Origin of the sequence: Enterobacter sp. 148H3, assembly GCF_034107425.1 — a bacterium.
Lineage (GTDB): Bacteria > Pseudomonadota > Gammaproteobacteria > Enterobacterales > Enterobacteriaceae > Enterobacter > Enterobacter vonholyi.
In genome coordinates this window covers 46690-58951 of sequence record NZ_JAWNEI010000016.1, presented here as the reverse complement: position 1 = coordinate 58951, position 12262 = coordinate 46690, and the positions used below count along the sequence as shown (strand labels likewise).

The following is a 12262-nucleotide window of genomic DNA, read 5'->3' as shown; positions in this document are numbered from 1 at the left end:
GGAATTCAAATGCAAGCGGCAACTATTGTTATTAACCGCCGCGCTCTGCGACACAACCTGCAACGTCTGCGTGAACTGGCGCCTGCCAGCAAGCTCGTTGCAGTCGTGAAAGCGAACGCTTACGGACACGGTCTTCTTGAGACCGCGCGAACGCTCCCCGATGCCGATGCCTTTGGCGTCGCCCGTCTTGAAGAAGCCCTCCGCTTGCGCGCGGGGGGGATTACCCAACCGATTCTCCTCCTCGAAGGCTTTTTCGAAGCCAGCGATCTGCCAACCATTGCTGACCAGCATCTGCACACGGCGGTACACAATGAAGAACAGCTGGCCGCACTTGAAACCGCCGAGCTGAGCGAGCCGGTGACCGTCTGGATGAAGCTCGACACGGGCATGCACCGTCTGGGCGTGCGTCCTGAAAGCGCGGAAGCGTTTTACCAGCGTTTATGCCGGTGCAAAAACGTGCGCCAGCCGGTGAATATTGTTAGCCACTTCGCCCGTGCCGATGAGCCCGAGTGCGGTGCAACCGAGCGGCAGCTGGATATCTTTAATACCTTCTGCGAAGGCAAGCCGGGGATGCGCTCGATCGCAGCTTCCGGCGGGATCCTGCTGTGGCCGCAGTCGCACTTCGACTGGGCGCGACCGGGTATCATCCTTTACGGCGTATCACCGCTGGAGAACAAGCCCTGGGGGCCGGATTTTGGCTTCCAGCCGGTCATGTCGCTGGTCTCTAACCTGATTGCCGTGCGTGACCATAAAGCGGGTGAGCCGGTGGGCTACGGCGGTACCTGGACCAGCGAGCGTGATACCCGTCTTGGCGTGGTGGCGATGGGCTATGGCGACGGCTATCCCCGTGCCGCGCCGTCGGGTACGCCGGTTCTGGTCAACGGTCGAGAGGTGAAGATCGTTGGCCGCGTGGCGATGGACATGATTTGTGTCGATCTGGGGCCTGAAGCCCAGGATAAGCCCGGCGACGATGTGGTGATGTGGGGTGAAGGTTTACCCGTTGAGCGTATTGCTGAAATAACAAAAGTAAGTGCTTACGAACTCATCACCCGCCTGACGTCGCGGGTGGCGATGAAGTACATTGATTGAACCGCCAATGGAGTGAGGTTTTTATCCTCGCTCCAACTTTATTAACATCCTCTCGACCTTCACCTGCTTCCGGTTTATTGTTGAAATCCCTGCCTCATCGAATTCCGGAGAACCATCGCGTGTTTCAGAAAGTTGACGCCTATGCCGGCGACCCTATCCTCTCCTTAATGGAGCGTTTCAAAGAAGATCCTCGTAGCGACAAAGTGAACCTCAGCATCGGTCTGTATTACAACGAGGATGGCATCATTCCTCAATTAAAAGCCGTTGCCGAAGCCGAAGCGCGTCTGAACGCTGTTCCACACGGCGCTTCTCTTTATCTGCCAATGGAAGGGCTAAACGCTTATCGCAACACCATTGCACCGCTGCTGTTCGGCGCCGATCACGCGGTGCTCGCGCAAAAACGCGTGGCGACCATCCAGACGCTGGGCGGCTCGGGTGCGCTAAAAGTGGGTGCAGACTTCCTGAAAAAATACTTCCCGGATTCAGGCGTGTGGGTCAGTGACCCGACGTGGGAAAACCACGTTGCGATCTTCGAGGGCGCAGGCTTTAAGGTCGAGACCTATCCATGGTTCGACAGCAAAACTAACGGCGTGCGCGTTGAAGCGCTGTTGGAAAAACTGAACACGCTGCCGGCGCGCAGTATTGTGCTGCTGCACCCATGCTGCCATAACCCGACCGGTGCAGATCTCACTAACGCCCAGTGGGATGCGGTGATTGAGGTACTGAAGGCCCGTGACCTGATCCCGTTCCTCGACATTGCCTACCAGGGCTTTGGCGCGGGCATGGAAGAAGATGCTTACGCCATCCGCGCCGTAGCCAGCGCCGGGCTGCCTGCTCTGGTTAGTAACTCCTTCTCTAAAATCTTCTCCCTGTACGGTGAACGCGTTGGCGGTCTGTCCGTAGTGTGTGAGGATGCCGAAGCAGCCAGCCGCGTGCTCGGCCAGCTGAAAGCGACGGTACGCCGTATCTACTCCAGCCCGCCAAACTTTGGTGCGCAGGTGGTGGCGACGGTTCTCGGTGATGAGCAACTGAAAGCGTCCTGGCTTGGCGAAGTGGAAGCGATGCGTAAGCGCATTCTTTCGATGCGTCAGGAACTGGTTAACGTCCTGAAAGAGGCGGTGCCGGGACATAACTTCGACTATCTGCTCAAGCAGCGCGGGATGTTCAGCTATACCGGACTGAGTGCGGCGCAGGTCGATCGCCTTCGCGAAGAGTTCGGCATTTATCTCATCGCCAGCGGCCGTATGTGCGTGGCGGGTCTGAATTCCAGCAACGTTCATCGCGTGGCGCAGGCGTTTGCTGCTGTAATGTAAGTACTCACTACTCTTTTCCCCCTCTCCCTGTGGGAGAGGGTTGGGGTGAGGGCATCAGGCCGCACAAGAATCTTGCCCGGTTACCGGGCCTACACGTCACATCTGCCTTTGTGATCATCTTCTTTTTATTCATCTTCATAAGTAAAAACTCCTTCCCTTCACCTCCCGCTGGGGTTATGGTCGGATAGTTTTTTGACCGTTCGCTCAAATTAAAACGATAACAAACTGAATTTTCAGGGGAAAATATGCGCAAGATCACACTGGCGCTCAGCGCCGCCTGCTTATTGTTCTCGCTTAATAGCGCCGTCGTCGCGCGAGCTTCTGCCCCGACGCCGCTTTACACCGGCACCACCGCCGCCATTCTTGCCGAGCAGGCACCTATTCACTGGGTTTCCGTGGCCCAAATCGAAAACAGCCTGATGGGCCGCGCGCCAATGGCCGTGGGCTTTGACATTGACGATACCGTGCTGTTCTCAAGCCCTGGCTTCTGGCGCGGGAAGAAAACGTATTCACCCGACAGCGAAGCGTATCTGAAGAACCCGGAATTCTGGGAAAAAATGAATAACGGCTGGGACGAATTCAGCATCCCGAAAGAGGTTGCCCGTGCACTTATTGCCATGCACGTGAAGCGCGGTGACAGCATTTATTTTGTGACCGGCCGCAGTCAGACCAAAACGGAAACCGTCTCGAAAACGCTGCAGGATGATTTCCAGATCCCGGCGACCAGCATGAATACGGTGATTTTTGCTGGTGACAAAGAAGGGCAAAACACCAAAACCCAGTGGCTGGAAAAGAAAAATATCAAAGTATTCTACGGCGATTCGGATAACGACATCACCGCCGCGCATGACGTGGGTGCCAGAGGAATCAGGGTATTGCGTGCCTCTAACTCCACCTATCGACCGCTGCCGATGGCCGGAAAGTTTGGCGAAGAGGTCATTGTGAACTCTGAGTATTAAACCGCAGGCGACGATTTTGACTCTTTTTTAAGCAAATCTCGTTGCTGCGGGTTTTACCTTTCGCCTTCTTGCTGCACACTTAGAAAGATTCATCTTTCATTACGGAGCAGCACATGTGGTATCAACAGACCCTGACCTTAAGCGCGAAACCACGCGGATTTCATCTGGTGACGGACGAAGTCATCGGGCAAATCCGCGACCTGCCGCGGGTCAAGACGGGTTTGCTGCATCTGCTCCTTCAGCACACGTCTGCCTCTCTCACGCTTAATGAAAATTGCGATCCCACCGTCCGGTCCGACATGGAGCACCATTTTCTGAAGAGCGTCCCGGACAACGCCCCTTATGAGCATGACTATGAGGGGGCAGACGATATGCCTTCGCATATTAAATCCTCCCTGTTGGGCGTATCGCTTATGCTGCCGGTTCACAACGGGCGACTGCTGTTGGGAACGTGGCAGGGGATCTGGCTGGGAGAGCATCGCATTCACGGTGGTTCGCGTAAAATTATCGCCACGCTACAAGGGGAATAAAGATGACAATTTCGGAGATACTTCAGTACTGCATGAGCAAGCCCGGCGCGGAGCAGAGCGTCCATAGCGACTGGAAAGCCACGCAGGTTAAGGTGGGGGATGTGCTGTTTGCGATGGTGAAAGAGGTGGAAGGCCGTCCTGCGGCGTCGCTGAAAACCAGCCCTGAACTGGCTGATTTGCTACGTCAACAGCATGATGACGTGAGGCCGAGCAAGCACCTGAATAAGGCGCACTGGAGCACCGTCTATCTGGATGGATCGATTCCAGGCTCGCAAATTTACTACCTGGTGGACGCGTCCTATCAGCAGGCGGTTGAGCTGCTGCCGGAAACGACCCGACAGCAGCTCTCCGTGTGATAATTACAGCAACGGTTTAAGGAAGCGCGCGGTGTGCGAGGCTTCGCACTCTGCAACCGTCTCTGGCGTACCGGAGACGAGAATTTCACCGCCGCCGCTGCCGCCTTCCGGGCCGAGATCGACAATCCAGTCCGCGGTTTTAATCACGTCCAGGTTATGTTCGATGACCACGATAGTGTTGCCCTGATCGCGCAGCTGATGCAGCACGTCGAGCAGCTGCTGGATATCGGCAAAGTGCAGGCCGGTGGTCGGCTCGTCCAGAATGTAGAGCGTCTGACCGGTGCCGCGTTTTGACAGCTCGCGCGCCAGCTTCACGCGCTGCGCTTCGCCGCCGGACAGCGTGGTTGCCGACTGCCCCAGACGAATGTAGGTCAGGCCCACGTCCATCAGCGTCTGCAGCTTACGCGCCAGCGCAGGAACGGCATCAAAGAATTCGCGCGCCTCTTCGATGGTCATGTCCAGCACTTCGTGGATGGTCTTGCCTTTGTACTTAATCTCCAGCGTTTCTCGGTTATAGCGCTTGCCTTTGCACTGGTCGCACGGCACGTAGATATCCGGCAGGAAGTGCATCTCAACCTTGATCACGCCATCGCCCTGGCACGCTTCGCAGCGGCCACCGCGTACGTTAAAGCTGAAACGTCCTGGCGTATAGCCGCGGGAGCGTGCTTCCGGCACACCGGCAAACAGTTCACGTACGGGCGTGAAGACGCCGGTATAGGTTGCCGGGTTAGAGCGCGGGGTACGGCCAATCGGGCTCTGGTCAATATCGATAACTTTGTCGAAATGCTCCAGCCCCTGGATGTCACGGTACGGTGCCGGCTCGGCCAGCGTCGCGCCGTTCAGCGCCGTCTGCGCAATCGGGAACAGCGTATCGTTGATCAGCGTCGATTTACCGGAACCGGATACGCCGGTGATACAGGTAAACAGGCCAACAGGCAGCGTCAGGGTGACGTCTTTGAGGTTGTTGCCGCGCGCGCCGGTCAGCTTCAGCACTTTTTCTGGATCTGCCGCTACGCGCTGTTTTGGCACCTCAATCTTACGCTTGCCGCTCATGTACTGGCCGGTCAGCGATTCGGGCACCGCCATGATGTCCTTCAGCGTCCCTTCTGCAACCACCTGCCCGCCGTGTACGCCTGCGCCCGGACCAATATCGATCACGTGATCAGCCGCGCGGATCGCATCTTCATCGTGCTCGACCACGATTACCGTGTTGCCGAGGTTGCGCAGGTGGACCAGCGTGCCGAGCAGACGCTCGTTGTCGCGCTGGTGCAAGCCGATGGACGGCTCATCCAGTACGTACATCACGCCTACCAGACCCGCGCCAATCTGGCTCGCCAGACGTATACGCTGCGCTTCACCGCCGGAGAGCGTTTCTGCCGAGCGGGATAACGTCAGGTAGTTCAGGCCGACGTTCACCAGGAATTTCAGGCGATCGCCAATCTCTTTCAGCACTTTTTCGGCTATTTTCGCGCGCTGGCCGGAGAGCTTCAGGTTATTGAAGAAGTCCATCGCGTGGCCGATGCTCATGTCTGAGATGGTCGGCAGCGCCGTGTTTTCCACAAACACGTGGCGCGCTTCGCGGCGCAGGCGCGTTCCTTCACAGGTGGCACAGGAGCGGTTGCTGATGAACTTCGCCAGCTCCTCGCGCACCGCGCTGGATTCAGTCTCTTTGTAGCGGCGCTCCATGTTGTGCAGCACCCCTTCGAACGGGTGGCGACGCACGGAGGTATCGCCGCGATCGTTCATGTATTTGAACTCGATGTTCTCTTTACCGGAACCGAACAGGATCACTTTGTGCACGTTCGGGCTCAGGCTGGCCCACGGCGCTTCAACGTCGAACTTGTAGTGTTCTGCCAGCGATTTCAGCATCTGGAAGTAGTAGAAGTTACGCTTGTCCCAGCCGCGAATGGCCCCGCCCGCCAGCGACAGCTCCGGGTTCTGGATCACGCGATCCGGATCGAAATACTGCTGCACGCCCAGGCCGTCACACGTCGGGCACGCGCCCGCCGGGTTGTTAAAGGAGAACAGGCGCGGTTCCAGCTCGCGCATGCTGTAGCCGCAAATCGGGCAGGCAAAGTTGGCGGAGAAGAGCAGCTCTTCCGCTTTTGGATCGTCCATGTCGGAGACCACGGCCGTGCCGCCAGAGAGTTCCAGCGCCGTTTCAAAGGATTCCGCCAGACGCGTGGCGAGATCGTCGCGCACCTTAAAGCGGTCAATCACCACTTCGATGGTGTGCTTCTTCTGCAGCTCCAGCTTTGGTGGATCGGACAGGTCACACACTTCGCCGTCGATACGGGCGCGGATATAGCCCTGGCTTGCCAGGTTTTCCAGCGTTTTGGTGTGTTCGCCCTTACGCTCTTTGATGATTGGCGCAAGGAGCATCAGGCGCTTGCCTTCCGGCTGCGACAGCACGTTATCGACCATCTGGCTCACGGTTTGCGCCGCCAGCGGGACGTCGTGGTCCGGGCAGCGCGGCTCGCCCACGCGGGCATACAGCAGACGCAGGTAGTCATGAATTTCGGTAATGGTACCGACCGTTGAGCGCGGGTTATGCGACGTGGACTTCTGCTCAATAGAGATAGCAGGTGACAACCCTTCAATATGGTCGACATCCGGTTTTTCCATCAGTGACAGGAACTGACGAGCGTACGCCGAGAGCGATTCAACGTAACGACGCTGTCCTTCGGCATACAGAGTGTCGAAAGCCAGTGAGGATTTGCCAGACCCCGAAAGCCCGGTCACGACAATGAGTTTGTCGCGAGGGATTATGAGGTTGATATTCTTGAGATTGTGGGTGCGGGCGCCCCGAACTTCGATCTTATCCATTCACCTTTCCCGGTTGGAACACGGATTGCCTGGTTTGTTTGAAGGACAAACGGCTGTCAGAAACGGCTAATTATGACACAATTTGACCTGTTTGAATATACAGTATTGGAATGCATTTTCTGATTCGCTGTGTAACAATGTTGAGTTGCGGGAGAACTCTGGAACGTGCTACGCAACTATCAAAGTGCAGCATGGAAATGGTACACTCGCGCGTTTACACTATTAAGAAACGTATTCAGGAGACACGAACATGGCCAGCAGAGGCGTAAACAAGGTGATTCTCGTCGGTAATCTGGGCCAGGACCCGGAAGTACGCTACATGCCGAGTGGTGGCGCAGTTGCCAACATTACGCTGGCTACTTCCGAATCCTGGCGTGATAAAGCGACCGGTGAGATGAAAGAGCAGACCGAATGGCACCGCGTTGTGCTGTTTGGCAAACTGGCCGAAGTGGCCGGAGAATATCTGCGCAAAGGTTCTCAGGTCTATATCGAAGGCCAGCTGCGTACCCGCAAATGGACCGATCAGTCCGGAGCTGAGAAGTATACGACTGAAGTAGTGGTCAACGTGGGCGGCACCATGCAGATGCTGGGTGGTCGTCAGGGCGGCGGCGCACCTGCAGGTGGCGGTCAGAGCCAGCAGCAGGGCGGTTGGGGTCAGCCTCAGCAGCCGCAGGGTGGCAACCAGTTCAGCGGCGGCGCACAGTCTCGTCCGCAGCAGCAGTCTGCTCCGGCGCCGTCTAACGAACCGCCAATGGATTTCGACGACGACATTCCGTTCTGATTCCCGCGTGCTAAAACAAAAAACCCAGACCATCGTCTGGGTTTTTTTATTCCGTAAGGGATCAGGTAATCACCATCGGCCAGTCTGGCGGCGTGTGGCTCATCGCCTCAACCATCACCACTTTAATGTTTTCCCAGACGGCAGCGATATCCAGCAGGGTGATACCAAGCAGACCCGTTGCAAACCAGCAGGCAGCGCCCAGCCCCAGCAGGGTGCTGATGACAGCAAGACCCGCATAGTCAGATTTACGAAACTGAATGTTCAGCGTGCTGGCTAAAAACATCAGTACCGCACTCAACAAAGGCCAGCGCAGAAGAACCATGCTGGTAGTAATGGTTGCCATAAAACCCATCCTCTACAAAACAGACGAACTGAATGAAACAGTGTTTCTCGTTACAAAATATGTGTGAACTATATCACAATTGATGATTTATTCGCCAGTGCCAGTGCGATCAAAAAAGAGGATTTTATTCCTCAGGAAAAGCGATTCTGTAGGCAGGACCAGCCTCGGCGCATGAGGAAGTGAACCCACAACGTGCCGGAAACGACCGTCGGGTAAGTGGGGATACCGCAAATTCGGTTTTTATAACAGGGGCGTTATTCTCCGCCATTACTGAAAATACTGTGGTCAAGACTGATTATTTATAAATCAACAAACACAGTACCCGGCGCAAATAGCATAAAACGTCATGACGATGTTGTACTTTTTTCATGCTGTCAGACGTTTGGCTTAATCAACGATCGCCTGTTGTGTTATCTTTCCGTCGGCCCCGGCGGGCTGGATAATTATTTCCCTTAATTGAAACGGAACGAATACTTACAGTTTAACTTACGGGAAAATATTATCGTCATAACGAAATTTAAGATTTTTAATACTAAAAGTCAGTTGCTAACTTTGCATGATTCATGCAACGTAATCACCTGTTTAACAAAGCATCCGGCCTTCATTACTACAGGCGTACAACATGCAGGGATATAGGGCGGGAAATGAATCGTAGCGCGCGGCGCAAAATGCTCAGGGTGGTAGGGATCATCATGGTAGTTATGCTGCCGGTGATGCTTGCGCTATGGTTTGCCCAGCTACGCGCCGTGTCTGAAACAAGCGCACAGCTACGCACATTTGCTGAACTGGCTTTGGACAAAACAGAGCTGGTTATTCAACAGGTTGAGCTGGCCCGGGACGAGGCTGAAAAATATCAGGGTGAGCTTTGCACGCCGGGACACCGTCAATATATGCTGAACGTTGTTCGTGGCCGCCTGTTTGTCGCCGATTTAATTTACGCTGAAGGTCAGAATTTTCTTTGTTCGACCGTTTTTACACCGGATCATCCCTACGCTATTCCTGTCGCTAATTACACGCGTAAACCTGACGTCGCTATCTATTATTATCGCGATACCCCATTTTATACTGGCTATAAAATGACATATATGCAGCGCGGAAATTATGTGGTGGTCGTCAATCCGCTTTCATACAGCGAAGTCATGTCCGCGGATCATTCTCTCTCGTGGGGTGTGTACGACACGGTAACCAATGCTTTCTTTTCGGTTAGCCAGAAAGCCAATGTTTCTTTATTAAATTCGATGATTCGAGATAAGGAATCGGTATTTCAAAAAGATAACCGCTTTTATACGATCGTAACGTCTCCCAAAAGACCTATTGCGGCCATTGTGTCGACATCGAATAAACGCTTTTATGAAACGCTTTATCACCAGGCGACGTTGACGCTACCGCTGGGCATGATCTGCAGCATTATTATTTTGCTGGTATGGTCCCGTACCCATCGTGAGCTTAATTCGCCGGGGCGCTTACTGCACCGGGCGCTGAACAAGCGACAGCTTTGCGTCCACTATCAGCCGATTATTGATATCAAGAACAACCAGTGTGTGGGTGCGGAAGCGTTGTTACGCTGGCCGGGTTTTAACGGGCAGGTGATGAGCCCGGCTGAGTTTATTCCGCTGGCGGAAAATGAGGGAATGAGTGAGCGGATTACGGACTATGTCGTTGAGGAGGTGTTCAACGATCTGGGCCATTTCCTGGCGGAGCATCCGCATCTCTATATTTCGATTAACCTGTCGGCCACGGATTTCCACTCCTCGCGGCTGATCGCCATGATTTCCGACAAGGCTCGCCACTACGCCGTCCGCGCGCAGCAAATCAAAATTGAAGTGACGGAACGTGGTTTTATCGATGTGCCAAAAACCACGCCGGTGATTCAGGCTTTCCGTCAGGCGGGTTATGAAGTCGCGATCGATGACTTCGGTACCGGCTACTCGAACCTGCACAACCTCTACTCGCTGAACGTGGATATCCTGAAGATCGATAAATCGTTTATCGATACCTTAACGACCAACAGTACCAGCCACCTGATCGCCGAGCATATTATCGAGATGGCGCAGAGCCTGCGCCTGAAAACCATTGCGGAAGGGGTAGAGACGGCAGAGCAGGTGAGCTGGCTGTTGAAGCGCGGCGTCCAGTTTTGTCAGGGATGGCACTTCGCGAAAGCGATGCCGCCCCAGGAATTTATGACCTGGCAGCAGCAGCCTTTGCACTGAGAGTGATTAATTCAACTGGTGGCGATAGTCGCTCGGCGTACGGTCAAATTCGCGGCGAAACACGCGGGAAAAGGTTTGTTGCGACACATAGCCAAGATCCATCGCGATATCAAAAATGGGCCGCTGCGTTGAGCGTAGCGCCTGCGCTGCCAGCAGAAGTCTTCGCTGGCGAATGTACTCACCCAGCGTCTGATGCATGACCGTGCGGAACATTCTCTGTAAATACCATTTCGAATAGCCCGACTTTTTAGCGACCACATCAATGTTCAACGGTTGGTCGATATGGTCATCAATCCATTCAATAAGAGTCTGAATAATCTGCTGATGCGACATAAGGTTGCCCCTCTGTAGATACAACTATCTCGGTTAATTCGTCGTTTTCTCTGCGGGGGAGTATAATTCCTCAAGTTAACTTGAGGTAAAGAGGTTTTATGGAAAAGAGATTGCCGCGAATAAAAGCGCTTTTAACCCCCGGCGAAGTGGCAAAGCGAAGCGGCGTAGCGGTATCGGCGCTCCACTTCTATGAAAGCAAAGGGTTAATCAAGAGCATCCGTAACGGGGGTAACCAGCGTCGCTATACTCGCGACGTGCTCCGCTACGTGGCGATAATCAAAATTGCGCAACGAATCGGAATTCCCCTGGCCACGATCGGTGAGGCCTTTGGGGTACTGCCGGAAGGGCACACGCTGAGTCCGAAAGAGTGGAAAGAGCTGTCGTCCCAGTGGCGTGAAGAGCTGGACAGGCGTATTCACACGCTGGTCGCTCTGCGTGACGAGCTGGATGGCTGCATCGGCTGCGGCTGCCTGTCGCGCAGCGACTGCCCGCTGCGTAACCCCGGCGACAAACTGGGCGAGCAGGGGACGGGGGCGCGGCTGCTGGAAGAGGATTGAGATTGCGCGGCAAAAAGCACATAAAGAACTAAAGCGCCACATAAGGGCGCTTTAGTTTTTCCCGGTCTTTGTCTTTCACTCTATCCCGCTGGTTCACGGGAGGGTTTCCCCCGACGTCAGCACCCCTCAGTGTCGAGCTGGTTGGGGAGGTTCCGGATTGTGCTGACACTTTAATTCTATGCAAGACCCGTTTTTTCGCCAGCGTCGCTGACCGGTTTTTAGCCGAATTTTTTTCGCGGTGTTGTTCAATTTTCTATAGTTAAAAAGTATGAATAACAGGAGAAAGCCATGCTCACGGTACACCACCTTAACCAGTCGCGCTCACACCGCGCCATCTGGGCGCTGGAAGAACTCGGCCTGCCTTATGAGATCGTTCACTATCAGCGCCAAAAAAACATGCTGGCGCCGGAGGCTCTCAAAAAGGTGCATCCGTTGGGTAAATCACCGGTTATCGAAGATAACGGGCTGATCCTTGCGGAGTCTGGCGCCATTCTGGAGTACCTGCAGGAAACTTACGATCCCGAGTCGCGGCTTAAGCCTTTAGATCCGGCGCATAAGGTGCAGTACCGCTTCTGGCTGCACTACGCGGAAGGATCGCTGATGCCGCTGTTGCTAATGAAGCTGGTCTTCAGCAGCCTCGGCAAACCGCCGGTGCCGTTTGGTATCAGAACCCTGGGGAAAGCGCTGGGGCAGGGGGTGCAGAAAGCGTACCTCAACCACCAGCTGGAAACCCATGCGCGCTTTATTGAATCACATCTGGCTAAAAACAGCTGGTTTGCCGGGGATACGCTCAGCATGGCCGACATCCAGATGAGCTTTCCGATTTTTGCCCTGCTGGCGCGCGGCGGTATTAACAACCTGCCGCATATTCAGGCGTGGAAAAGTAAGGTTGAGAACAGCCCTGGCTGGCAAAGAACCCTGGAACAAGGGGGGCCGTTATCCATCCCGGGTGAGGATTAAATGTA

12 protein-coding genes are annotated in these 12262 nt (G+C 54.8%); 9 read left to right on the top strand and 3 right to left on the bottom strand.

The features are described 5' to 3' along the window. Positions 1-9 precede the first annotated feature (9 nt). The 5 genes from alr (at position 10) to USH94_RS19425 (ending at position 4247) form a co-directional block, all read left to right on the top strand. A complete protein-coding gene (alr, locus tag USH94_RS19445) occupies positions 10-1089 on the top strand; it encodes an alanine racemase (protein ID WP_111964204.1) in 1080 nt (359 codons plus the stop codon). 119 nt (positions 1090-1208) lie between these two features. Beyond that, positions 1209-2402, top strand: a complete 1194-nt coding sequence (gene tyrB / locus USH94_RS19440) for an aromatic amino acid transaminase (RefSeq protein WP_111964203.1) — start codon at positions 1209-1211, stop codon at positions 2400-2402. A 245-nt stretch (positions 2403-2647) separates the two neighbouring features. Then, positions 2648-3361 (top strand): acid phosphatase AphA, encoded by a 714-nt coding sequence (gene aphA, locus USH94_RS19435; protein ID WP_047646887.1) that lies wholly within the window; start codon positions 2648-2650, stop codon positions 3359-3361. Between the two features lie 113 nt (positions 3362-3474). After that, complete coding sequence (locus USH94_RS19430; protein WP_111964202.1) at positions 3475-3891, top strand: secondary thiamine-phosphate synthase enzyme YjbQ; 417 nt, start codon at positions 3475-3477, stop codon at positions 3889-3891. A gap of 2 nt (positions 3892-3893) precedes the next feature. Next, positions 3894-4247 (top strand): MmcQ/YjbR family DNA-binding protein, encoded by a 354-nt coding sequence (locus USH94_RS19425; protein WP_111964201.1) that lies wholly within the window; start codon positions 3894-3896, stop codon positions 4245-4247. A gap of 3 nt (positions 4248-4250) precedes the next feature. Here USH94_RS19425 and uvrA read toward each other — a convergent pair whose 3' ends face one another. Beyond that, positions 4251-7073, bottom strand: a complete 2823-nt coding sequence (gene uvrA / locus USH94_RS19420) for an excinuclease ABC subunit UvrA (RefSeq protein WP_045328845.1) — start codon at positions 7071-7073, stop codon at positions 4251-4253. A gap of 250 nt (positions 7074-7323) precedes the next feature. On the opposite strand from uvrA, the gene ssb1 reads away from it, so the two are divergent. Next, positions 7324-7854 carry a single-stranded DNA-binding protein SSB1 gene (gene ssb1 / locus USH94_RS19415; RefSeq protein WP_023310055.1) on the top strand — a complete coding sequence of 177 codons (531 nt, stop codon included), beginning with the start codon at positions 7324-7326 and terminating at the stop codon, positions 7852-7854. A 61-nt stretch (positions 7855-7915) separates the two neighbouring features. On the opposite strand, the gene USH94_RS19410 is transcribed toward ssb1, so the two are convergent. Further along, positions 7916-8197, bottom strand: coding sequence for a YjcB family protein (locus USH94_RS19410; protein ID WP_008503385.1), 282 nt, complete (start codon positions 8195-8197; stop codon positions 7916-7918). A gap of 644 nt (positions 8198-8841) precedes the next feature. Here USH94_RS19410 and USH94_RS19405 point away from each other — a divergent pair. Then, positions 8842-10407 carry an EAL domain-containing protein gene (locus USH94_RS19405; RefSeq protein WP_111964200.1) on the top strand — a complete coding sequence of 522 codons (1566 nt, stop codon included), beginning with the start codon at positions 8842-8844 and terminating at the stop codon, positions 10405-10407. A 6-nt stretch (positions 10408-10413) separates the two neighbouring features. Here the strand turns inward: USH94_RS19405 and soxS are convergent, their stop codons facing one another. Further along, on the bottom strand, positions 10414-10740 hold the full coding sequence (gene soxS, locus USH94_RS19400) for a superoxide response transcriptional regulator SoxS (protein WP_008503387.1): 327 nt from the start codon (positions 10738-10740) through the stop codon (positions 10414-10416). Positions 10741-10838: 98 nt separating this feature from the next. Here soxS and soxR point away from each other — a divergent pair, with 98 nt between their 5' ends. Together soxR and USH94_RS19390 are read left to right on the top strand one after the other, a co-directional pair. Next, on the top strand, positions 10839-11297 hold the full coding sequence (soxR, locus tag USH94_RS19395) for a redox-sensitive transcriptional activator SoxR (protein ID WP_008503388.1): 459 nt from the start codon (positions 10839-10841) through the stop codon (positions 11295-11297). 288 nt (positions 11298-11585) lie between these two features. Continuing rightward, on the top strand, positions 11586-12257 hold the full coding sequence (locus USH94_RS19390; RefSeq protein ID WP_111964199.1) for a glutathione S-transferase family protein: 672 nt from the start codon (positions 11586-11588) through the stop codon (positions 12255-12257). Positions 12258-12262 lie beyond the last annotated feature (5 nt).